This is a genomic window from Actinomadura luteofluorescens, assembly GCF_013409365.1.
Classification (GTDB): Bacteria; Actinomycetota; Actinomycetes; order Streptosporangiales; family Streptosporangiaceae; genus Spirillospora; species Spirillospora luteofluorescens.
Genome location: NZ_JACCBA010000001.1, coordinates 9,279,236 through 9,300,218 on the forward strand (window position 1 = coordinate 9,279,236; position 20,983 = coordinate 9,300,218).

Genomic DNA, 20,983 nt, shown 5'->3' on the forward strand with positions numbered 1-20,983 from the left:
CGCTATCCCTCCTCCGGGCCGCGCATGTTGCCGATCGCCGGGAGCCGGTCGTTCATCTGGAACGCGCACCCGGCCGGCAGCAGGTGCAGCGAGACGTCGAGCATCGCCATCGGCTCGTCGTCGGAGGCCGCGTAGGCGACCGTCGACTGCCCGGCGTCCACGACCGTGACCACGCCCGTCCCCACGACCTCGAACCGCCCGTCGCCGACCACGATCGCCGTGTCCTCGTCGATCCCGACGCCGAGCAGCCGGGTGTCGAGCGCGATCCCGCTCATCAGCCTCGGCAGCCGCCCCCGCTCGTTGAAGTGCATGTCGATCAGCACGTTGTCGAGGAGGCCGAGGCCGGGGCCGACCTTCACGGTGGAGGCGGCGACCTCGTGGCCGCGCCCGCCGAGGATCATCCAGTGGCCCATGGCGGTGGCGCCCGCGCTGGTCCCGGCGATCACCAGGCCCTCCTGGTCGAGCCGGCGCTTGAGCAGCTCGTTGGTCCTCGATCCGACCAGGGTCCGGATCCGGGACTGGTCGCCGCCGCTGAACAGCACGCCCGTGGCGGTCTCCAGCGCCCGCTGCGTCGCCGCGTCGTCGGCCGCCGCCCGGCCGAGCAGCCGCAGCTCGCGCACCGAGGACACGCCGAGCCGCCCGAACACGGCGGTGTACTCGTCGGCGACCTCCTCGGGCACCTCCGTCGCCGTGGTGATGACGACGATCCGCGCGTCCTCGGCGCCCGCCAGCTCCACGAACGTCTCCAGCGGGCCGGAGCCGCAGGTCCGGTTCTCCGCGCCACCGATGATCAGCAGCCGGCCCTTGCGTCCGGCGCCCCCGTGTTTGTGGTTCACACCTGCCTTGCTACCCCCGATAACCTCCTGTAGTCGCGCGAACGCGACAAGTCATGGGATGGCGCGCGCCGTGCTGTGACATGCTGGGCCGATGAGCGGCCCCGTTCCCGCGGACGACGCCGTCCGGGCGCCGTCCGGCACGGCCGGCCCGTCCCCGGGCCCGCTCCACGGCGGCCGCGCCGCCGCCCTGGCCGCCGCGTCCGCCCACTACCTGCGGGGCGAGCCGATCGACATGTCGGCGCTCGCCGCCGAGCTCGGCGTCGGGCGGGCCACCCTGTACCGGTGGGTCGGCGGCCGTGACCAGCTCCTGGCCGCCGTGCTCGGGGAGATGACCGAGCGCACCTACCGCGTCGCCGCGCGGGGCGTCGGGGGCGCCGGCGCCGAGCGGATCCTCACCGTGCTGGACCGGTTCATGCGCGCGGTGGTGGGCGCCGAGCCGCTGAAGGCGTTCACCGAGCGCGAGCCCCGGCTGTTCATCAGGCTGGCCACCATGCCCGGCACCATCGAGGACCGCGCCACCGAGCTGCTCACCGGCGAGCTCCAGGCGGAGATCGACCGCGGCGCGCTGCGCACCCGGCTGCCGACCCGGACGCTCGCGCAGGCCATCGTCCGGGTCGCCGACTCCTTCATGTACGCCCACTACCTGGGCGGGAACCGGCCGGAGATCGACCAGGCGCTGGAGGTCGTCGAGCTGCTGCTGCGGCCCTGCCCCGGCGGCGGGGAATCACCGGGCGCGGCCGGACGCTGAACATGTCGGGGCGTGACCGTTTCATGGCACTGCGCCCCGTGAGAGGCTGAAAGTCATTGGACGCATCGTCGAAAGAGGGGCCGTGAGCGAGATCCCCCGCCGCGCGGTGACGCGAACCGCCAAGCTGGCGAGCCTCCCGCTGGGGTTCGCCGGGCGCACCGCCCTCGGTCTCGGCAAGCGGACGATCGGCCGCCCCGCCGAGGCCGTCGCGCTGGAGGTCCAGCGCCGCACCGCCGAGCAGCTGTTCGCCGTGCTCGGCGAGCTGAAGGGCGGCGCCATGAAGGTCGGCCAGCTGCTGTCGATCTTCGAGGCGGGCCTGCCGGAGGAGGTCGCCGGCCCGTTCCGCGCCAGCCTGACCCGCCTGCAGGAGGCCGCGCCGCCCATGCCCGCCGCGACGACGCACCGCGTCCTCGCCGAGGGCCTCGGCGAGGACTGGCGCGCGATGTTCGCCGAGTTCGACGACCGCCCGGCCGCCGCCGCGTCCATCGGCCAGGTCCACAAGGCCGTCTGGCGCGACGGCCGCACGGTCGCCGTCAAGGTCCAGTACCCCGGCGCCGCCCGGGCCCTCATGAGCGACTTCAACCAGATCTCCCGCCTGAGCCGCCTCGTCACGCCGCTGTTCCCCGGCGTCGAGGTCAAGCCGGTCATCGCCGACCTCAAGCGCCGCCTGGAGAAGGAGCTCGACTACGTCGACGAGGCCCGCGCGCAGACCGCCTTCCACGACGCCTACGACGGCGACCCGGACTTCGCCGTCCCCGCGGTCGTCGCCCAGTCGGGCAACGTGCTGGTCACCGAGTGGCTGGAGGGGACGCCGCTCGCCAGGGTCATCGCCGAGGGCGGCCGACCGGAGCGGGACCGCGCCGGGCTGCTGCTGTTCCGCTTCCTGCTGTCCGGCCCGGCCCGCTGCGAGATGATCCACATCGACCCGCACCCGGGCAACTTCCGGATGCTGGACGACGGCCGCCTCGGCGTCATGGACTTCGGCGGCGCCGCCCGCGTCCCCGCCGAGCTCCAGTGGTCGATCGGGCGGCTGCTGCGCATCGGCACCCTCGGCGATCCCGACGACATCGTGGACGCGCTGTTCGAGGAGGGCTTCCTGGTCGGGGACGCCGAGGTGGACCCCGATGAGGTCGCCGCACTCGTCGCCCCGCACGCCGCCCCGTTCGCCGTGGAGCGCTTCCGCTACTCCCGCGAGTGGCTGCGCGAGCAGACGGCCCGCGGGCTCGGCCTGGCCTCCGACCTGCGGCCGGGCGCGCTCGCCCGCGCTTTCCGCCTGCCGCCGCAGTACCTGGCCGTCAGCCGAGCCCTCTCCGGCTGCGGCGGCGTCCTGTGCCAGCTGGAGGCCGAGGGCGAGTTCCGCGCCGAAGCCGAGCGCTGGCTGCCCGGCTTCTCCACCGACACCGACCCCGACCTCGACGACCAGGCGCAGGTCACCGCCTGAGCCCGCCCGGCGCTCAGGCCAGGGCCCGCGCCTCCTCCTGCTCCACGCGCTGGTTCCATTCGCGCTTTCCGGACTGCCAGCCGTCCTCGTCGCGGCCGAGCCGCCAGTAGCCGGAGATCGACAGCTGGTCGAGGGGGAGGCCGCGCTCGACGCGCAGGTGGCGGCGGAGCGCCTTGACGAAGTTGGCCTCGCCGTGCACGAAGGCGTGCACCTCCCCGTCCGGGAAGTCGAGCTTCTGGACGGCCTCGACCAGCAGGTCGCCGACCCGGCCGCCGCCCCGGTGCAGCCAGACGATCTCCGCGTCGCCGGGCGTGCGCAGGTCCTGCTCCTCCTCGGGCCCCGCCACCTCGACGAACACGCGGGCGGGGGCGCCGTCCGGGAGCCGTTCGAGGGAGGCCGCGATCGCGGGCAGGGCGCTCTCGTCACCGGCGAGCAGGTGCCAGCCGGCGCCGGCGCGGGGCGCGTACCCGCCGCCCGGGCCGTTGAAGAAGATCTCCTCGCCGGGCCGGGCGCTCGCCGCCCACGGGCCGGCGAGGCCCTTGTCGCCGTGGTGGACGAAGTCGATCGTCAGCTCGCCCGCCGCGGCGTCCCACGCGCGGACGGTGTAGGTGCGGGTGCTCGGCCACTGCTCGCGCGGCAGTTCGGCGCGCACCCGCTCCATGTCGAACGGCTCGGGGTAGGCGACGCCCGGCCGGGGGAACAGCAGCTTCACGTAGTGGTCGGTGTACTCGCCCGCGCCGAAGTCCGAGAGCCCGTCACCGCCGAGGACCACGCGGATCATGTGCGGTGCGAGGCGCTCGGTGCGCAGCACCGTCCCCCGGTGGAGCCTGCGCCCCTTGCTTGCCGGTTCCGTCGCCATACGGTCCCTCCGATGATCCGGATCACAGTGCTTAGGGAACCCTAACCTCTGGTCGATCCGGAATGTTCCCCAGCGGGCCCGGCGGTCAGTGCGCCGCGGCCGTGCGGGCCGTGCGGGTCCGCGCGACCTCGGCGGCGATCGCCTCGAAGGCGGCGTCGGTCTCCTCCCCGGCGAGGACGGTCGCCAGCGTCGACTTCACGATGACGACGCCGTACCGGGGCGACACCCAGATGAGCTGGCCGCCGAGGCCGTTGGCCGAGAAGTCGCCGTTCTCGCCGAGCCACCACTGCAGGCCGTAACCCCTGTTGAACGAGGCGGACGGCCGCGTCGACTCCGTCACCCAGGAGGCGGGGACGACCTGGCGCCCGTTCGCCCTGCCGCCGTTCAGATACAGCAGGCCGAACCGTGCGAAATCGCGGTCGGTCGCGTAGTAGCAGCAGTACCCCATGCTGTTGCCGTTGGAGTCGTTGCCGAGATACGCCTGGGAGGCCATCCCGGCCGGTTCCCAGATTTTCTTCTGGACGTATGCGTGGTAGGGGACCCCGGTCGCCTTGGCCACGACCCAGGACAGGACGAACGAGTTCATGCTCGTGTACTCGAACCTCGTCCCCGGCTCCCACCCGCGCTTGCGCCGCTTGGCCAGTTCGGTCAGCGGATATCCGAGGCTCGCGGCGACGTGGACGAACGGCACGTCGTAGGTCTCCGTCCACTGGATGCCCGACGACATCCGCAGCAGGTCCCGCAGGGAGACGCCGTCGTACCCCGAGCCCTTCAGCTCCGGGACGTACCGGGTGACCGGGTCGTCGATCGAGTCGATGAAGCCCTCGCCGAGCGCGATGCCGATCGCGGCCGAGGTGAACGACTTCGCCATCGACCACGACTGGAACAGGGTGTCGCGGTTGGTGGTGACGTAGCGCTCGAAGACGACGTCACCGCGGTCCAGGACGACGAACCCCTGCGTCCCGGTCCGGGCGAGGTAGTCGTCGAGGGTGTGCTTCTGCCCTTCGTAGCTGTAGGTGACCGCGAGCGGCCGGTACGCCTCGCGCAGCGCGACGGGGTCGGACGAGGGGAGCAGGGGGTCGAAGCCGCGCGCGGCCTCGGTGACGCCGGCGGACGGCGGGGGCGGCGGAGAGGGCGCCGGGGAAGCGGCCTGCGCCGGGGGAGCGGCGAGGGCGACGGTGACGGCGGCTGCGGCGAGTGCGAGCGTCCAGGGCCTGCGGCGCATCGGACCTCCGTGGGGGGGCGGGGGCGGCTGGGGTTCCGCCCCGATGGTGGCCGCGCCGCGGCGCCGCGTCCATGGTGCGGGACGACGAAATCCGGAGGCGTCCCCGGCGTCGTGGAACAAAGGCCCGCGGCCTGCGCCCGGCGACCCTCCGGACAGGGCCCGCTGCGGTACGTTCGTCGGACCCGCGTCCCCCTCAGCCGTCCGCGCCGCCGGAGGAACGATGTCCGTGCTCGCCCAGCTGCTCGCCGCCGTCGCCGACGGCTCCGTGGAGATCGTCGACCTGACCGCTCCGCTGTCGGAGCGCACGCCGATCCTGCGGCTGCCGGAGCCGTTCGCCAACACGGTCCCGTTCCGGCTGAAGGAGATCAGCCGCTACGACGACCGCGGGCCCGCCTGGTACTGGAACGACATCGAGACCGGAGAGCACGTCGGCACCCACTTCGACGCCCCCGTGCACTGGGCCACCGGCCGCGACGGCGAGGACGTCGCGCAGGTCCCGCCCGGCCGGCTCGTCGCGCCCGCCGTGGTGCTGGACGCCTCCGGGCGCGCCGCCGCCGACCCCGACTTCCTGCTGGAGATCGACCACGTCCGCGACTGGGAGCGGGCGCACGGCCCGCTCCCGGACGGCGGCTGGCTCCTCTACCGGACGGGCTGGGACGCCCGCGCCGCCGACCAGGACGCCTTCCTCAACGCGGACGAGAACGGCCCGCACACCCCGGGGATCTCGGCCGAGTGCGCCCGGTGGCTGGCCGAGGAGACGCCGCTGCTCGGCCTCGGCGTGGAGACCGTCGGCACCGACGCGGGCGCCGCGCACGGCTTCGACCCGCCGTTCCCGTGCCACTCCTACTTCCTCGGCGCCGGCAAGTACGGCCTCACCCAGCTCCGGAACCTCGACCGGCTCCCGGCCCGCGGCGCCGTGCTGCTCGCCTCGCCGCTGCCGATCGTCGGCGGCTCGGGCAGCCCCGCCCGGGTGCTCGCGCTGATCGAGCGATGAACGTCGCCGAGGCCGTGGGGCAGACCCTCGCGCGGTTCGGCGCCGGCACCGTCTTCGGAGTCGTCGGCAGCGGCAACTTCCACGTCACGAACGCCCTCGCGGCGAGCGGAGCCCGGTTCGTCGCCGCCCGCCACGAGGGCGGCGCGGTGACGATGGCCGACGCGTACGCGCGGGTGAGCCGCGGTCTCGGCGTGGTGACCGTCCACCAGGGGCCCGGCCTTACCAACGCGGTGACGGGCATGGCCGAGGCCGCCAAGAGCCGCACGCCGCTGGTGGTGGTCGCGGGCGAGGTGGCCGCCGCCGCGGTCCGCTCCAACTTCCGCGTCGACCAGGCGGCGATCGCCGCAGCGGTCGGCGCCGTCCCCGAGCGCGTCCACTCCCCGCAGACCGCCCTGGCCGACGTGGCCCGGGCCTGCCGGACGGCGGTCGCCGAGCGGCGCACGGTGCTGCTCGGGCTGCCGCTGGACGTCCAGGCCGCCGACCTGCCGGACGCGCCCGCGCTGGCCTCAGCGCGGGCGCGTGCGGGGCGGGTCCCGGCGCTGCCGGTGCCGCCGCCCGCCGCGGTCGCCGGCCTCGCCGACGCGCTGCAGGCGGCGCGGCGGCCGGTGTTCGTCGCGGGGCGCGGCGCGCGCCTGTCGGGCGCCCGCGACGCCCTGGCCGACCTCGCCGGACGCTGCGGGGCGCTGCCCGCGACGTCGGCGGTGGCGCGCGGCCTGTTCGCCGGCGACCCGTTCGCCCTGGACGTCAGCGGAGGCTTCGCCACCCCGGCCGCGGCGGAGCTGATCCGCGGCGCCGACCTGGTCGTCGCCTGGGGCTGCTCGCTGAACATGTGGACGACGCGGCACGGCGCCCTCATCGGCCGGAACGCCGCGCTCGTGCAGGTCGACGTGGACGCGCACGCCCTCGGCGCCCACCGCCCCGTCGACCTCGCCCTGATCGGCGACGCCGCCGAGACCGCGCGGGCCGCCTCGGCCGAACTCGAGGCGCGCGGGCACCGGGCCACCGGCTACCGCACGCCCGAGGTGGCGGAGCGCCTCGCCCGCGAGGGCCGCTGGCAGGACGTCCCCTACGACGAGCATCCCGGCGAGGACGGTGGCGGCCCCCGCATCGATCCGCGCACCCTGACGATCGCCCTGGACGGGATGCTGCCGCGCGAGCGCACGGTCGCCGTCGACTCCGGCAACTTCATGGGCTACCCGGCGATGTTCCTGGACGTCCCCGATGACGACGGCCTGGTGTTCACGCAGGCGTTCCAGTCGGTGGGGCTCGGCCTCGCGACCGCCATCGGCGCCGCCGTGGCCCGCCCGGACCGGCTCACCGTCGCCGCGCTCGGCGACGGCGGCGCGCTGATGTCGGTCGCGGAGCTGGAGACCGCGGTCCGGCTCGGGCTCGGCCTGCTCGTGCTCGTCTACGACGACGAGGCCTACGGGGCCGAGGTGCACCACTTCGGCCCGGGCGGGCACCCCCTCGACGCCGTCACGTTCCCGCCCGCCGACCTGGCCGCGATCGGGCGCGGGTTCGGCTGCGCGGCGGCGACCGTCCGGACACCGGACGACCTCGCGGCGGTGGCCGGCTGGCTGGCGGGGCCGCGCGACCGGCCGATGGTCGTGGACGCCAAGATCGCCAGTCGCCCCGCGTGGTGGCTGGAAGAGGCGTTCCGTGGTCATTGACTGACTCTGTGTAGCCGCGCCCTCCTTGGGAACGATCACGATCACGGCCGCCGTGGCCTGGTTCACACGTCCGAGGAGGAGACATGTCGCGAGGGCCGAGGCTCCCCGAACTCGCCAAGCAGATGTTGGCGGAGTTCGCCGGCACGCTGATCCTGATCCTGTTCGGCGTCGGCGTCGTCGCCCAGGTCGTGGCGGCGAGCGGGCTCGGCGAACCGCAGAGCCTTGGCGACCACAACAGCATCGCCTGGGCCTGGGGCTTCGGCGTCACGCTCGGCGTGTACGTCGCGGCCCGGACCAGCGGTGGGCACCTCAACCCCGCCGTGACGCTGGCACTCGCGGTGTTCAAGGGGTTCCCCTGGCGCCGGGTCGTGCCGTTCTGGTTCGCTCAGACGCTCGGCGCCTTCGTGGCCGCGCTGATCGTCCGGTGGGACTACACCGAGATCCTCGCCAAGTTCGACCCGGGCCACACCCTGAAGACCCAGTTCGTGTTCTCCACCCTGCCGGGCAACGGCTCACTGCCGATCGGCACCTGGGGCGCGTTCCGCGACCAGGTGATCGGCACCGCCATCCTGCTGTTCCTCGTCCTGGCCCTCACCGACCTGCGCAACGCGCCGCCGCTGGCCAACCTGGCACCGCTGATCATCGGCCTGGTGGTGGTGGCGATCGGGATGGCGTTCGGCTCCGCCGCCGGCTACGCGATCAACCCGGCCCGCGACTTCGGGCCGCGGCTCGCCCAGTACATCACCGGTTACGACACCGCCTGGCGGGACCAGTACGGCGATCTGTACTTCTGGGTGCCGATCGCCGCGCCGCTGATCGGCGGCGTGCTCGGCGCCGGGCTGTATCTGCTGCTCGTCGGGCGCCACCTTCCAGAAGAGGAGGGCGGCCTGCCCACGGGGCCGGAGCCGGAGTACGACGTCACCTGACGGGCCCGTTCCCGCGGGCGGAAAGGAAGAGTCCATGGCCGACTTCGTCGGAGCGCTCGACCAGGGCACGACCAGCTCCAGATTCATGATCTTCGACCACGGCGGCAACGAGATCGCCCGCCACCAGCTCGAACACGAGCAGATCCTGCCCCAGGCCGGCTGGGTCGAGCACAACCCGACCGAGATCTGGGAGCGGACCCGTTCCGTCATCGAGAGCACGCTGAACAGGGCGAACCTGTCGCACGGCGACCTGGCCGCGTTCGGGATCACCAACCAGCGCGAGACGACCGTGGTGTGGAACCGGCGCACCGGGCGCCCCTACTACAACGCGATCGTCTGGCAGGACACCCGCACCGACCGCATCGCGTCCGCGCTCGAACGCGACGGCCGGGGCGAGACGATCCGGCACCGCGCCGGACTGCCGCCCGCGACGTACTTCTCCGGCGGCAAGATCCAGTGGATCCTGGAGAACGTCGACGGCGTCCGGGAGGCCGCCGAGAACGGCGACGCGGTCTTCGGCAACATCGACACCTGGGTGCTGTGGAACCTCACCGGCGGGACGGACGGCGGCGTGCACGTCACCGACCCGACCAACGCCAGCCGCACCATGCTGATGGACCTGGAGACCCTCGCCTGGGACGACCAGCTCCTGTCGTTCTTCGGGATCCCGCGCGCGATGCTGCCGGAGATCAAGCCGTCCTCGGCGCCCGACGCCTACGGGACGACCCGCGCGAACGGCCCGCTCGGCGGCGAGGTACCGCTCACCGGCATCCTCGGTGACCAGCAGGCCGCCACCGTCGGGCAGGTGTGCTTCTCTCCCGGCGAGGCCAAGAACACCTATGGCACCGGCAACTTCCTGCTGCTCAACACGGGCGAGGAACTCGTCCGGTCCAAGGCGGGGATGCTCACCACCGTCTGCTACAAGTTCGGCGACGCGGCTCCCGTCTACGCGCTGGAGGGGTCGATCGCGGTGACCGGGTCGGCCGTGCAGTGGCTGCGCGACCAGCTCGGCATCATCTCCGGCGCGGCGCAAAGCGAAGCACTGGCCCGGCAGGTCGACGACAACGGCGGCGTCTACTTCGTCCCCGCCTTCTCCGGCCTGTTCGCCCCCTACTGGCGATCCGACGCCCGCGGCGCCATCGTCGGCCTGTCGCGCTTCAACACCAACGCCCACCTGGCCCGCGCCACCCTGGAATCCATCTGCTACCAGTCCCGCGACGTCGTCGAGGCCATGCGCGAGGACTCCGGAGTCTCCCTGGACGTCCTCAAGGTCGACGGCGGCGTCACCGCCAACGAACTGTGCATGCAACTCCAAGCCGACATCCTCGGCGTCCCCGTCTCACGCCCCGTCGTCGCCGAGACCACCGCCCTGGGCGCCGCCTACGCCGCCGGCCTGGCCGTCGGATTCTGGAACACCACCGACGAACTCCGCCAGAACTGGAACGAAGACAAACGCTGGCACCCCACCTGGAACGACGACCAACGCCAACAGGGCTACGCAGGCTGGAAGAAAGCCGTCGAGCGCACGTACGGCTGGGTGGAGGTCGACTGAGAAGGGTGCCTCGCGGGGAAGGGCGGCGGTGCTTCTCCGCGGGAATCAAATGATCTAGCATCCGCCGAGACAGCGTCGTCCCGGCCGGGGCGGTTCCCGCCGCCGGCCCGCCCGAGAGGATCCGCATGCCCAGCCGCATCGCCGCAGCCGCCCTCACCGCCGCCGGGACGCTCGCCCTCGCGGGCGCCGCGGCGTTCTCCGCCGGTTCCGCGCAGGCCGCGCCCGCGCGGCCCGAGGCGCCGCCCGCCCAGCGGGCCGCGGTCGACTTCACCGGCATCGTCGCGCTGAGCAACTGCTCGGGCTCACTCGTGCGCGGGCCCCGGTCGCGCGACACCGACGCCGCGCTGGTGCTGACCAACGGCCACTGCCTGGAGTCGGGCATGCCGGAGGCCGGCGAGGTGATCGTGGACCAGAGGTCGTCCCGGACGTTCACGCTCCTCGACCGGACGGGGGGCCGCAACCTCGGCACCCTCCAGGCCACCAGGGTCGAGTACGCCACGATGACCGACACCGATGTGACGGTGTACCGGCTCAACACGTCGTACGCGGCGATCCAGAAGCGCTACGGGATCCCCGCGCTGCGCCTGTCGACGGCCAGGCCGCACGATGGGACGCCGATCCGGGTCGTGTCCGGCTACTGGCGCAAGATCTACGGCTGCGACATCGACGCGACCGTCTACCGGCTGCGCGAGGCGGACTGGACGTGGAAGGACTCCATCCGCTACAAGCCGGAATGCCAGACCATCCACGGGACGTCCGGGTCGCCGGTCATCGACGCCCGGACGCACCAGGTCGTCGCCATCAACAACACCGGCAACGACGACGGGGAGCGCTGCACGCTCAACAACCCGTGCGAGATCGACCGAGCCGGGAAGGTCACCGTCCGGCGGGGCATCCACTACGGGCAGCAGACGTACCTGCTCGCCCGTTGCCTGGGCCAGGGCAGCGACGTCGTGCTGAGCAAGGCCTGCGCGCTGCCCAAGCCCTGACGGGCCGGGCGGGCGGTCACCGCTCGGTCAGCAGGCCGGAGCGCAGCCGGTCGAGGGTCGCCCGGATCAGCCGGGAGACGTGCATCTGGGACAGGCCGATCTGCTCGGCGATCTGCGTCTGCGTCCTGTTGCCGAAGAACCGCAGCAGCAGGATCGTGCGCTCGCGTTCGGGCAGGTCGTCGATCAGGGGCCTGAGGGCGTGGCCGTCGATGAAGGCCTCCAGCGCCGGGTCCTCCGAGCCGAGGTACTCGCCGACGGTGCCGGCCTCGCCGTCCGGGGTCCCGTCGGCCGGCGCCTCCAGCGACAGCGGGCGGTAGGCGTCGCAGGCGATGATGACCTCGACCGTCTCCTCCTCGGTGATGCCCATGAGCGCGGCGGTCTCCCCGGTGGTGGGGGAGCGGCCGTGCTCGCGGGTGAAGTCCTGGACCGTGCTGTGCAGGATCGGCCGCAGCTCCTGGATGCGGCGCGACACCCGGACGCCCCACGTCTTGTCGCGGAAGTGCCGCTTCACCTCGCCGGTGACCACCGGGTAGGCGTAGGTGACGAACCGGTCCCCGACCGCGGGATCGAACCGGTTGATGGCTTTGACGAGGCCCAGGTAGGCGACCTGCTGCAGGTCGTCCTGAGGTTCCCCCCGGTTGGCGTAGCGGCGCGCCACGCTGCGGACCAGGGGCCTGTGCAGATCGACGATGCGCTCGCGCAACCGTTCCCGCAGGGGGTCGGTCACCTGGAGCCGGTTCATTTCCTTGAGAAGCGTCTCGGTCTGTCCGTCGTCGAACCGGCCGGTGGACTCCGCCCACGGCATACGCGCTCCCTTCCAGCGAGGCTGGTGGGGGTAGGAGGATCTTCGGTGCCGTCCCACTACCCGGAGAAGTTCCGCTCACACGGTGCCGGTAGGCTCGAAGCGCCCCGGAAACGGGAAACGGCGGTGGGGCCCGCCGCGCCGGTGCCTGCGTCTGACCTTTCATAGACGGCAGTAGCATCGTGGTGTGCAGCTCAGGTACCGGTTCCGGCTCTACCCGGCTCCCGGTCAGCAGCAGGCGCTGGCCAGGGCGTTCGGGTGCGCGCGAGTGGTGTTCAACGACGCCCTGCGCGCACGCGAGCAGGCGCGCGCGGCCGGGCCGGCGTACCCGTCGGACGGGGAGCTGTCCAAGCGGGTCATCACCGAAGCGAAGAAGACCCCTGAGCGGGCGTGGCTGGGCGAGGTGTCGGCCGTCGTCCTGCAGCAGGCCCTGGCTGATTTGAACACCGCTTACCGCAACTTCTTCGCGTCGGTGTCAGGGGGCCGGAAGGGCCGTGTGGTCGCGGCGCCCCGGTACCGGTCCCGCAAGGACCGGCGGCAGGCGATCCGGTTCACCCGCAATGCCCGCTGGAAGATCACCGCGGGTGGGAGGCTGCGGCTGCCCAAGGTCGGGGACGTGCCGGTGCGGTGGTCGCGCACGCTGCCGTCGGTGCCGTCGTCGGTGACGGTGATCCGGGACGCGGCGGGCCGGTACTTCGCCTCGTTCGTCGTCGAAACCGCCGACGAGCCGCTGCCGCGGACGGAAGCCGAGGTCGGCGTCGATCTGGGGCTGGCGCATTTCGCGGTGCTGTCGGACGGCCGCAAGATCAGCAGCTCCAGGTTCCTGCGCCGCGCCGAGCGCAGGCTACGCAAAGCGCAGCAGGCTCTGTCCCGCAAGACCAAGGGGTCGGCGAACCGGCGCAAGGCCGCTGCAAGGGTCGCCCGGTTGCACGCGCGGGTCGCCGACGCGCGGCGCGACCATCACCACAAGCTCTCCACACAGCTGGTCCGCGACAACCAAGCGGTCTACGTGGAGAACCTGTGCGTGTCCGGTCTGGCCCGTACCCGGCTCGCCAAGTCCGTGCACGACGCGGGCTGGTCCCAGTTCGTCGCGATGCTGGAGTACAAGGCCGCCCGGCACGGGCGCACCTTCGCCAAGGTGGACCGCTGGTTCCCCTCCTCGAAGCTGTGCGGGGCTTGCGGGACGGTCGCCGAGTCGATGCCGCTGCATATTCGCACGTGGGCCTGCGCGTGCGGTGCGGTCCACGACCGGGATGTCAACGCCGCGAACAACATCCTGGCCGCCGGACGGGCGGACAGGCTAAACGCCTGCGGAGGGACCGCAAGACCTCCCGCCCAGCGGAAGGCAGGACCCAGTGAAACAGGAAGCCGCAGAAGCGCCGCACACGCGGCACGGCTGAATCCCCGGCCCTCAGGCCGGGGAGCGCGTCAATGGTAGGAGTGTGCGTTTTTTCCGTGACCGGCCGTCCCGTAGATCCCGATGTCGACCTGCATGTTCCGAGACAGCGGTCCGAGCTGCGCGAAGGGCCGTGGGGGGTCCTGGCGGCGATCGCGGCCGGCGGGGCACTGGGGGCGCTGGCGCGGCACGGGCTCGGCAGCGTGTTCCCGCACCGGCCGGGGGAGTTCCCCTGGGCCGTCTTCTGGGTGAACGTCTCGGGGTGCCTCCTGATCGGCGTGCTGATGGTCCTCGTCACCGAGACGTGGACGGCGCACCGGCTCGTGCGGCCGTTCCTCGGGGTGGGGGTGCTCGGCGGCTTCACCACGTTCTCGACCTATGTCGTCGACGCCCAGGAGCTGGTGAACCACGGGGCGCCGCTCGTCGGGCTGGCCTACCTCGCCGGGACGCTCGCGGCGGCGCTCGCGGCCGTCTTCACGGGCGTCCGGGTGACCCGGCTGCTGGCTCGCCCGCGCCGCGGGGAGGCGGCCCCGCGGATCCGGTGCGGCGAGCGGAGCGAGGCGAGCGGCGAGTGACCATCGTGCTGATCGTGCTGGGCGCCGCGCTCGGCGCTCCGCTGCGCTACCTCACCGACCGCGCCGTCCAGGCCCGGCACGACTCGGTGTTCCCGTGGGGGACGTTCACCGTCAACGTCTCAGGGTCGTTCGTCCTGGGCCTGCTGGCGGCGCTGCCCGCGCACGAGGGCGTGATGGCCTTCGCCGGAACGGGCTTCTGCGGTGCTCTGAGCACGTACTCCACGTTCGGCTACGAGACCCTGCGCCTCGCCGAGGACGGGACCCGCTTCTACGCCGTGGCCAACGCGGCGGCGAGCATCGTCGCGGGGCTCGGCGCGGCCTACTGCGGGATGGCGATCGCCCAGGCCGTCACCGGCTGAGAAACCTGGCGCGGCCCATGCTCGCAGCTCGGGGCACTTGGCTCCGAGCTCGCGAGTGGGCCGCGAGGAGACTCTGCCCAAGAGGGCTTCTGGGTAAACCGGCGGTGTTTGGACTGTCACCGTCTGGGCACGGCCTCCTTCCGCCCCGGGCAGGCCGCCCGGGCGAAGGCGTTCCCCACCGGCCCGCCGCGCCGGCGGGAGGCCGTCACGGCCACGACGGCTCCTCGGAGGGGCAAACGACCAGCTCGCGCACCTCGCAGCCGGACGGCTGGGCCAGGGCGAACGCGATGGTGGCGGCCACGTCCTCGGGACGGCTCAGCCTGGTCTCCGGGCCGGGCTTGTACTTGTCGGCGCGGTCGTCGAAGAACGCGGTGTCCATCCCGCCGGGCACGACCAGGGTGACCGCGACCTTCCCGGCCGTCTCCGCGGCGAGCGCCCGCGTGAAGCCGACGACGCCGGACGTGGACGCGCAGTAGGCGGTCGCGTCGCCCTTGGCGCGCAACCCCAGGGTGGAGGCGACGGTGACGATCCGCCCGTGCGGCTCGTTCTCCAGGTAGGGCAGCGCGGCGCGCGCGACGGCGGCGGTGCCGAGCAGGTTCACCTGGACGACCCGCTCCCAGTCCTCGGCGGGGACCTCGCACAGCGCCCCCCGGGCGTCGATCCCGGCGGCGGTGACCACGGCGTTGAGCCCGCCCGCGGCGCGCGCCAGGCAGTGCACGGCGCGCTCGGCGCACCGGCGGTCGGCGAGGTCGGCCTGCATGTGCTCGAAGTCCTCCTTCGGAGGGTGCCGGTCGAGGATGAGAGGCCGCCCGCCGTCGTCGGCGACCTTGCGCGCGACGGCCGCGCCGAGTCCGGAAGCGCCGCCGGTGATGAGGACGTTCATGACGCGTCTCCTTTCGTGGTCGACAGCAGGCGCGGGGTGCAGCGCCTCGGCTCTCATCGGGGGCCCGCCTCGTCCGAGGCCACGATCTCCACCGCGGCGGCGACCTCGTCGGGGCCGACCGACGACAGGCAGGGGTGGCCGTCCACCGGGCATTCGCGGGCGCGGCTGTCCTTGCACGGCGCCTGCTGGTCGCCGAGCAGCGCGAGCGGGACCCCGAAGGGCGCCCACCGGGCGGCCGGGACGGTCGGGGCGAACAGCGACACGACCGGCGTCCCGACGGCCGCCGCGAGATGCGCGGGGCCGGTGTTGGCGGCGACGACGGCGCAGGCGCTCCGCAGCACCGACGCCAGCTCGGGCAGGCTGGTGCGCCCGCCGAGGTCCAGGCCGTCCTCCCCGGCGACCCGGGCCGTCAGCTCCTTCTCGTCCGCGTGCCCGGTGACGACCACCCGGCGCCCCGCCGCGGCGAGCAGCCGCACCGCCTCGGCGCAGTGCCCGGGCGGCCAGGCGCGCGCGGGGACGGACGTCCCCGGATGCACCACCATGTAGCCGGGGCCGCCGGTGAGGTGGTCGATGTCGGGCAGCGGGCCGCGGACGGCCAGGCGGGTGTCGGCGGGAGCCGCGAACCCGGCGTCCTCCACCAGGGCGAGCATGCGCAGCGGCTCGGGCAGGCCGGGATCGGGCCGGTGCCGCAGGTCCAGCAGCGACCCCGGGTCGTCCTCGCTGATGCCGCCGATCCAGGGCGTCCCGGCGAGGCGCAGCAGCAGCGCGAGCGGGAGCGGCGACTGGTGCGGCGAGGTCAGGATCAGCGCCCGGTCGAACCCCCGCAGCTCCCGGACGAGGCGGTCGACGTCGGCCTGCTCGACGGGCACGTGGTCCGGGTCGACCCAGGGGGCGCGCCACTCGACGACCCGGTCGACGCCGGGCAGCATGTCGGCCGCGGCGCGCCCGCGCGGCCCGCACAGCAGCACGACCTCGCCGGCGCGCTCGGCGACCGCCCGCACGGCGGGCCCGGCGAGCAGGACGTCGCCCATGTCGTCCTGTCGTGCCACGAGCACCCGCATGAGCCCCCCGTTCCGGTGCTTGTTCGGCGAGGCGGGGGAGTGCCTTCGTCCCGGGCGCCCGGCTCCGGACGGCCGGGACGAAAGAAATCCCCTATACGTAATTCCGGACATAGCCGGGAGCCGCGCCGTTAAACGCCGGTGCCAGAAGAGCCGCAGGTAAGACGAGTGACGGGTGATGCGGCATCCGCTCGCCCCGGGGGGAAGACGGGCCCACCGTCCTGTTCGTGCGGTTCATCGGCGAGCAGGGGTCCGGTCACGGGTCAGGGAGAGAGCGCACAGGGCGCCGAACAGCACCGTGCTGGCGAGCGCCCACCCGGTGCCGTACTCGGCGTGCCGGGTCGACCCGCCGGACTCGGCCAGCGTGAGGAACAGCGTGCCGACGGTGGCGATGCCGATCACCTGGGCGAGCTGCATCAGCGTGAGCAGCAGCCCGCTGGCGTCGGCCGCGTCGCCCGGCGGGACGTGCCGCAGTGCGGTCGTCATGACGATCGGCATCACCCCGAGCCCGAACCCGATGACCACGGTGAGCGCCTCGTAGGCGAGGCCGCCTCCGGCGAGGGGGCCGACGAAGAGGTAGCCCGCCCCCGCCACGGCGAACCCGGCCGGGACGGCGCGCCGGTGCCAGCGGGCCGGCAGCCGCTGCCAGTTCAGCCCGACCAGCCCGAACGCGGTGACGCACGGCACGAACGCCAGCCCCGACTCCAGCGGGGACATCCGCAGGTCCCCCTGCAGGTGCAGGGTCGTGGTGAACAGGAACGTCCCCCAGCTCGCCGGCGCGATCACGATCGCCACGCAGGCCGGGGCCAGCAGGGGGGCGCGCAGCACCCGCGCCGAGATCAGCGGCCGTCCGGCGGCCGCCGCCGCGCGCCGCTCCACGGCGGCGAACGCGGCGGCGAACGCGGCGCTGGCGGCCAGCGCGGCCCAGCCCCACAGCGGCCAGCCCAGCTCGTGCCCCATGATCAGCGGGACGACGAGCAGCAGCACCGCGGGGGCCAGCGTGAGCAGCCCCGGCAGGTCCAGCTCGGTCCGCAGCGGCCGCGTCCGCAGCGCGGCCTCGTCGCGGGGCAGCACGCGCGGCCCGGCGAGCAGCAGCGCCGCGCCGATCGGCACGTTGACGAGGAAGACCGTCCGCCAGCCGGCGCCGAACAGGTCCGTGCCGACCAGCAGGCCCCCGGCCGCCTGCCCCACGACGGTGCCGCCCGCGATGACGGCCGAGTAGAAGCCGAGCGCCCGCGCCCTGGCCGCTCCGGCGAAGTCCCGCTGGATCATCGACATCACCTGCGGCGTCAGCATCGCCGCGCCCGCCCCCTGCAGGAAGCGGAACAGCACCAGCGTCCCGGTGGAGGGCGCCAGCCCGCACGCCAGGGACGCCGCGGTGAACGACGCGAGGCCGAGGTGGTACAGGCGGCGGTGGCCCGCGACGCCGCCGAGGCGCGCCCCCGTGATCAGCAGCACCGCGTAGGAGATGACGTAGCCCGCCACGATGAGCTGGAGCCCCGCGCCCGAGGCGTGCAGGTCCGCGCGCATCGTCGGGAGGGCCACGTTGACGATGTTCACGTCGAGGATGGCCATGAACTGGCCGAGCAGGATGACCGCGAGCGCGGGCCCGCCGGATCCGTTCCGCGACCCCCGTTCGGGAATGGTCCCGCGCAGATCGGTTGTCTGAGTCATGAGGAAGATCGTGAGGGCGGCCCAGTACCGGTAACGAGAGCCTGTCGATACTGGTACTGACAGCACCTGGAAGACGGCGCCGGGCTGGGCCAGTCTGGGGGAGTGACGATGACGAGTGCGCCCGCGGCGCCGCGCCGCCGCACGGAGCTGGCGGCGTTCCTGCGCAGCCGGCGCGAGCGGATCGGCCCCGAGGACGTGGGGATGCCGCCCGGCCTGCGGCGCCGGACGCCGGGCCTGCGCCGCGAGGAGGTCGCCCAGCTCGCCGGGGTCGGCGTCACCTGGTACACGTGGCTGGAGCAGGGCCGCCCGATCAACGCCAGCACCCAGGTGCTGGACGCGGTGGCGCGCACCCTGCGGCTGGACGGCGCCGAGCGCGAGCACCTGTACCGGCTGGCCGACGTCCCCGACGCGGCGGTCGAGGAGGAGGCCGAAAGCCTGCCCGAGGACGTCCAGGGCATCCTGGACGCGCTCGTGCCGCTGCCCGCCGCCGTGGTCACCGCCCGCTCCGACATCCTCGCCTGGAACGCCGCCTACGCGGCGATCTTCCCGCACCTCGTGAACGCCCGGCCGTGCGAGCGCAACACGCTGTGGAAGATGTTCACGCTGCCGCCGTGCTGCAACCCGGTCGTGAACCTGGAGGAGACGGCGCCCGACCACGTCGCCGTCTTCCGGCACCGGTACAGCAGGCATCTGGACGAACCGGGCTGGAAGGACCTCGTCCGGCGCCTGCAGGCGGCCAGTCCTCTCTTCGCCCAGCTGTGGGCGTCCCACGACGTGGCACTGCCGGGGCCGAGCGCCAAGGTCTTCCGGCACGCCGCCGTCGGCGAGATCCGCACCCGCACCACGAGCATGGACATCACCGCGTCCCCGAACGCGCGGCTCGTCGCCTACACGCCGGCCGACGAGGAGAGCCGGGACCGGATCGGCCGGCTGCTCGCCGACCCCGGGGCCGCGGCCACCGACCACCGGCACTGAGCGGCGCCCGTCATGAGCGGCACGGGGTTCAGTGCCGGGCGCGCCGCGCGATCACCACGAGGTCGACGGCGGCGATGACGGCGACCGCCGCGCAGATGCCCGCCGCGGTCCAGGGGCCGCCGCCCGACGCGTTCAGGGTGAACACGATCGCGGCGGCCACCGCGCCGACCAGCGCGACCGCGGACAGGACCGCCCGCAGCAGCAGGGGGCTGCGCGCGGTCAGCGGCTCGTCCCCGCGCGGCTGCTCGTGCGGGTACGGCCCGTGCGACCCGGGGCCGTGCCAGCCGGGGTCCTCCCGGCCGATGCCGTGCCGCTCGGGCTCGTTCCGGCCGGGTTCGCGCCGGTCAGGCTCGTTCCGGTCGGGCCCGTCCGGTCCGGTGCCGCCCACGGCTCACCTGGCGTAGGTGCCGACGAGCGTCGCCGACGCGACGATCTTGTCCTCGACGGCGGTGCGCAGGTCCTCGGCGGTGAAGCCGTCGCGCAGCCCGGACGGCTCCGCCAGCCCGTACAGCCGGAAGAAGTACCGGTGCGGGTCGTCGCCCACCGGGGGCTTCGGCCCGCCGTAGCCCGCGGAGCCGTAGTCGTTGCGCCCGAGGACGGCGCCGGTCGGCCGCTCCCCGGCGTCCAGCCCGGTGGTCACCGGGTCGATGCCGGCGAGCAGCCAGTGCGCGAACGTGCCGGACGGGGCGTCGGGGTCCTCGCACGCCAGGGCCAGCTCCACCACCCGCTCGGGGACGGGCGACCACTCCAGCGGCGGCGAGAGGTCCCCGCTGTCGTGGGAGTAGTCCGACGGCATGAGCGTGTGGTCGCCGAAGGCGGCGCTCCTCAGCGTCATCTCTTCCATGGGGTGCTCGTGCCCCGTGACGCCCGGTCGATGCACGCGCCGTCCCGGTCCCCGCGCTGGTCAGCCCGCGCTGGAGGCCGCCCAGATGTTGATCCCCGCCTCGACGGCGTCCCGGTCGATCGCGGCGAGCTCGTCGGGGGTGAAGTCGAGCCGGTCGAGGGCGGCGAGGTTCTCCTCCAGTTGCGCGACGCTGCTCGCGCCGATCAGCGCCGAGGTGACCCGGCCGTCCCGCAGCGACCAGGCCAGGGCCATCTGGGCGAGCGACTGCCCGCGCGATCCGGCGATCTCGTGGAGGGTGCGGACATGCCGCAGGTTCTCCTCGGTGAGCAGGTCCGTGGACAGCGACGTGCCCCTGCTCGCCCGGGACCCCTCCGGGACGCCGTCGAGGTACTTGCCGGTCAGCATGCCCTGCGCCAGCGGCGAGAACGCGATGCAGCCGGCGCCCTCCCGGTCGAGCGTGTCGAGCAGCCCGCCCTCGATCCAGCGGTTGAGCATCGAGTAGGACGGCTGGTGGATCAGCAGCGGGGTCCCCATCTCGCGCAGGATCGCCGCCGCCTCGGCGGTGCGCTCGGGGGAGTAGGACGAGATCCCCGCGTACAGCGCCTTCCCGGACCGGACGGCCCGGTCCAGCGCCCCCATCGTCTCCTCCAGCGGCGTCTCCGGGTCGAAGCGGTGGCTGTAGAAGATGTCCACGTAGTCGACGCCCATCCGGCGCAGCGACTGGTCCAGGCTCGCGAGCAGGTACTTGCGCGACCCCCATTCGCCGTACGGGCCCGGCCACATGTCGTAGCCCGCCTTGGTCGAGATGATCATCTCGTCCCGGTACGGGGCGAGGTCCTCGCGCAGGATCCGGCCGAAGTTGATCTCCGCGGACCCGTACGGGGGGCCGTAGTTGTTGGCGAGGTCGAAGTGGGTCACGCCGAGGTCGAACGCGCGCCGCAGGATGGCCCGCTGCACGTCCAGCGGCCGGTCGTCGCCGAAGTTGTGCCACAGCCCCAGCGAGATCGCCGGCAGCCGCAGCCCGCTCCGCCCGCACCGCCGGTAGGGGATGCGCTCGTATCGCTCACTGTCTGCCACAAAGGTCATGGCCAGGAGTATTTCAGGACACATGGCTTGCCGAACGCGCCGCCGGTCCGCCATCATCGGCACATGATCTTCAGGAAGGGCGGTCGCCGCC

The 20,983-nt window shown here is 73.5% G+C and carries 21 protein-coding genes; 11 read left to right on the forward strand and 10 right to left on the reverse strand.

Annotated elements, in window-relative coordinates; genetic code table 11:
• Positions 1 to 2: 2 nt before the first annotated feature.
• Positions 3 to 836 carry a cyanophycinase gene (locus tag BJY14_RS42655; RefSeq protein WP_179848791.1) on the reverse strand — a complete coding sequence of 278 codons (834 nt, stop codon included), beginning with the start codon at positions 834 to 836 and terminating at the stop codon, positions 3 to 5.
• Positions 837 to 927: 91 nt separating this feature from the next.
• Between BJY14_RS42655 and BJY14_RS42660 the strand changes: the two genes are divergently transcribed.
• On the forward strand, positions 928 to 1,584 hold the full coding sequence (locus tag BJY14_RS42660) for a QsdR family transcriptional regulator (RefSeq protein ID WP_179848792.1): 657 nt from the start codon (positions 928 to 930) through the stop codon (positions 1,582 to 1,584).
• Positions 1,585 to 1,666: 82 nt separating this feature from the next.
• Positions 1,667 to 3,025, forward strand: coding sequence for an ABC1 kinase family protein (locus tag BJY14_RS42665; RefSeq protein ID WP_179848793.1), 1,359 nt, complete (start codon positions 1,667 to 1,669; stop codon positions 3,023 to 3,025).
• A 13-nt stretch (positions 3,026 to 3,038) separates the two neighbouring features.
• Here BJY14_RS42665 and BJY14_RS42670 read toward each other — a convergent pair whose 3' ends face one another.
• Together BJY14_RS42670 and BJY14_RS42675 are read right to left on the reverse strand one after the other, a co-directional pair.
• Positions 3,039 to 3,884, reverse strand: a complete 846-nt coding sequence (locus BJY14_RS42670; RefSeq protein WP_179848794.1) for a siderophore-interacting protein — start codon at positions 3,882 to 3,884, stop codon at positions 3,039 to 3,041.
• Positions 3,885 to 3,969: 85 nt separating this feature from the next.
• Positions 3,970 to 5,109: a serine hydrolase domain-containing protein gene (locus BJY14_RS42675; RefSeq protein WP_179848795.1), complete on the reverse strand. Its 1,140-nt coding sequence runs from the start codon at positions 5,107 to 5,109 to the stop codon at positions 3,970 to 3,972.
• A 220-nt stretch (positions 5,110 to 5,329) separates the two neighbouring features.
• Here BJY14_RS42675 and BJY14_RS42680 point away from each other — a divergent pair, with 220 nt between their 5' ends.
• The 5 genes from BJY14_RS42680 to BJY14_RS42700 all read left to right on the forward strand — a co-directional run bounded on the left by BJY14_RS42680 (position 5,330) and on the right by BJY14_RS42700 (position 11,240).
• Entirely contained in the window at positions 5,330 to 6,103 is a 774-nt protein-coding gene (locus tag BJY14_RS42680) for a cyclase family protein (protein ID WP_179848796.1), read from the forward strand.
• Positions 6,100 to 7,773, forward strand: coding sequence for a thiamine pyrophosphate-binding protein (locus tag BJY14_RS42685; protein ID WP_179848797.1), 1,674 nt, complete (start codon positions 6,100 to 6,102; stop codon positions 7,771 to 7,773). The genes BJY14_RS42680 and BJY14_RS42685 overlap by 4 nt, the downstream gene beginning before the upstream one ends.
• An 83-nt stretch (positions 7,774 to 7,856) precedes the next feature.
• Positions 7,857 to 8,699 carry an MIP/aquaporin family protein gene (locus BJY14_RS42690; RefSeq protein WP_179848798.1) on the forward strand — a complete coding sequence of 281 codons (843 nt, stop codon included), beginning with the start codon at positions 7,857 to 7,859 and terminating at the stop codon, positions 8,697 to 8,699.
• Positions 8,700 to 8,733: 34 nt separating this feature from the next.
• Entirely contained in the window at positions 8,734 to 10,251 is a 1,518-nt protein-coding gene (gene glpK, locus BJY14_RS42695) for a glycerol kinase GlpK (protein ID WP_179848799.1), read from the forward strand.
• Positions 10,252 to 10,376: 125 nt separating this feature from the next.
• Positions 10,377 to 11,240, forward strand: a complete 864-nt coding sequence (locus BJY14_RS42700; protein ID WP_179848800.1) for a trypsin-like serine peptidase — start codon at positions 10,377 to 10,379, stop codon at positions 11,238 to 11,240.
• 16 nt (positions 11,241 to 11,256) lie between these two features.
• Here the strand turns inward: BJY14_RS42700 and BJY14_RS42705 are convergent, their stop codons facing one another.
• Positions 11,257 to 12,045: a SigB/SigF/SigG family RNA polymerase sigma factor gene (locus BJY14_RS42705; protein ID WP_179848801.1), complete on the reverse strand. Its 789-nt coding sequence runs from the start codon at positions 12,043 to 12,045 to the stop codon at positions 11,257 to 11,259.
• A 184-nt stretch (positions 12,046 to 12,229) separates the two neighbouring features.
• Between BJY14_RS42705 and BJY14_RS42710 the strand changes: the two genes are divergently transcribed.
• The 3 genes from BJY14_RS42710 to crcB are packed head-to-tail and all read left to right on the forward strand — an operon-like array spanning position 12,230 to position 14,372.
• On the forward strand, positions 12,230 to 13,480 hold the full coding sequence (locus BJY14_RS42710) for an RNA-guided endonuclease InsQ/TnpB family protein (RefSeq protein WP_312879739.1): 1,251 nt from the start codon (positions 12,230 to 12,232) through the stop codon (positions 13,478 to 13,480).
• Positions 13,481 to 13,497: 17 nt separating this feature from the next.
• A complete protein-coding gene (locus BJY14_RS42715) occupies positions 13,498 to 14,013 on the forward strand; it encodes a FluC/FEX family fluoride channel (protein WP_312879740.1) in 516 nt (171 codons plus the stop codon).
• Entirely contained in the window at positions 14,010 to 14,372 is a 363-nt protein-coding gene (crcB, locus tag BJY14_RS42720) for a fluoride efflux transporter CrcB (protein ID WP_179848803.1), read from the forward strand. The genes BJY14_RS42715 and crcB overlap by 4 nt, the downstream gene beginning before the upstream one ends.
• A gap of 205 nt (positions 14,373 to 14,577) precedes the next feature.
• On the opposite strand, the gene BJY14_RS42725 is transcribed toward crcB, so the two are convergent.
• The 3 genes from BJY14_RS42725 to BJY14_RS42735 all read right to left on the reverse strand — a co-directional run bounded on the left by BJY14_RS42725 (position 14,578) and on the right by BJY14_RS42735 (position 17,987).
• Complete coding sequence (locus BJY14_RS42725; RefSeq protein WP_179848804.1) at positions 14,578 to 15,255, reverse strand: SDR family oxidoreductase; 678 nt, start codon at positions 15,253 to 15,255, stop codon at positions 14,578 to 14,580.
• Positions 15,256 to 15,308: 53 nt separating this feature from the next.
• Complete coding sequence (locus BJY14_RS42730; protein ID WP_179848805.1) at positions 15,309 to 16,316, reverse strand: glycosyltransferase family 9 protein; 1,008 nt, start codon at positions 16,314 to 16,316, stop codon at positions 15,309 to 15,311.
• A 231-nt stretch (positions 16,317 to 16,547) separates the two neighbouring features.
• Positions 16,548 to 17,987 (reverse strand): MFS transporter, encoded by a 1,440-nt coding sequence (locus BJY14_RS42735; protein WP_179848806.1) that lies wholly within the window; start codon positions 17,985 to 17,987, stop codon positions 16,548 to 16,550.
• A gap of 108 nt (positions 17,988 to 18,095) precedes the next feature.
• Between BJY14_RS42735 and BJY14_RS42740 the strand changes: the two genes are divergently transcribed.
• Positions 18,096 to 18,962, forward strand: a complete 867-nt coding sequence (locus BJY14_RS42740; protein WP_179848807.1) for a helix-turn-helix transcriptional regulator — start codon at positions 18,096 to 18,098, stop codon at positions 18,960 to 18,962.
• Between the two features lie 28 nt (positions 18,963 to 18,990).
• On the opposite strand, the gene BJY14_RS47590 is transcribed toward BJY14_RS42740, so the two are convergent.
• Genes BJY14_RS47590 through mgrA form a run of 3 tightly spaced genes read right to left on the reverse strand, consistent with a single transcriptional unit; the run spans position 18,991 to position 20,892 of the window.
• Positions 18,991 to 19,350 carry a DUF6343 family protein gene (locus tag BJY14_RS47590; protein ID WP_218905849.1) on the reverse strand — a complete coding sequence of 120 codons (360 nt, stop codon included), beginning with the start codon at positions 19,348 to 19,350 and terminating at the stop codon, positions 18,991 to 18,993.
• 3 nt (positions 19,351 to 19,353) lie between these two features.
• Positions 19,354 to 19,806, reverse strand: a complete 453-nt coding sequence (locus tag BJY14_RS42750; protein ID WP_179848808.1) for a YbhB/YbcL family Raf kinase inhibitor-like protein — start codon at positions 19,804 to 19,806, stop codon at positions 19,354 to 19,356.
• A gap of 60 nt (positions 19,807 to 19,866) precedes the next feature.
• Entirely contained in the window at positions 19,867 to 20,892 is a 1,026-nt protein-coding gene (gene mgrA, locus BJY14_RS42755) for an L-glyceraldehyde 3-phosphate reductase (RefSeq protein ID WP_179848809.1), read from the reverse strand.
• Positions 20,893 to 20,983: the final 91 nt, after the last annotated feature.

Excerpts from the sequence above, each read along its gene's own strand:
- BJY14_RS42660 (WP_179848792.1), top strand. The coding sequence starts at position 928 with ATGAGCGGCCCCGTTCCCGCGGACGACGCCGTCCGGGCGCCGTCCGGC.
- BJY14_RS42670 (WP_179848794.1), bottom strand. The coding sequence starts at position 3,884 with ATGGCGACGGAACCGGCAAGCAAGGGGCGCAGGCTCCACCGGGGGACG.
- BJY14_RS42675 (WP_179848795.1), bottom strand. The coding sequence starts at position 5,109 with ATGCGCCGCAGGCCCTGGACGCTCGCACTCGCCGCAGCCGCCGTCACC.
- BJY14_RS42680 (WP_179848796.1), top strand. The coding sequence starts at position 5,330 with ATGTCCGTGCTCGCCCAGCTGCTCGCCGCCGTCGCCGACGGCTCCGTG.
- BJY14_RS42685 (WP_179848797.1), top strand. The coding sequence starts at position 6,100 with ATGAACGTCGCCGAGGCCGTGGGGCAGACCCTCGCGCGGTTCGGCGCC.
- BJY14_RS42690 (WP_179848798.1), top strand. The coding sequence starts at position 7,857 with ATGTCGCGAGGGCCGAGGCTCCCCGAACTCGCCAAGCAGATGTTGGCG.
- glpK (WP_179848799.1), top strand. The coding sequence starts at position 8,734 with ATGGCCGACTTCGTCGGAGCGCTCGACCAGGGCACGACCAGCTCCAGA.
- BJY14_RS42700 (WP_179848800.1), top strand. The coding sequence starts at position 10,377 with ATGCCCAGCCGCATCGCCGCAGCCGCCCTCACCGCCGCCGGGACGCTC.
- BJY14_RS42705 (WP_179848801.1), bottom strand. The coding sequence starts at position 12,045 with ATGCCGTGGGCGGAGTCCACCGGCCGGTTCGACGACGGACAGACCGAG.
- BJY14_RS42725 (WP_179848804.1), bottom strand. The coding sequence starts at position 15,255 with ATGAACGTCCTCATCACCGGCGGCGCTTCCGGACTCGGCGCGGCCGTC.
- BJY14_RS42730 (WP_179848805.1), bottom strand. The coding sequence starts at position 16,316 with ATGCGGGTGCTCGTGGCACGACAGGACGACATGGGCGACGTCCTGCTC.
- BJY14_RS42735 (WP_179848806.1), bottom strand. The coding sequence starts at position 17,987 with ATGACTCAGACAACCGATCTGCGCGGGACCATTCCCGAACGGGGGTCG.
- BJY14_RS42740 (WP_179848807.1), top strand. The coding sequence starts at position 18,096 with ATGACGAGTGCGCCCGCGGCGCCGCGCCGCCGCACGGAGCTGGCGGCG.
- BJY14_RS42750 (WP_179848808.1), bottom strand. The coding sequence starts at position 19,806 with ATGGAAGAGATGACGCTGAGGAGCGCCGCCTTCGGCGACCACACGCTC.
- mgrA (WP_179848809.1), bottom strand. The coding sequence starts at position 20,892 with ATGACCTTTGTGGCAGACAGTGAGCGATACGAGCGCATCCCCTACCGG.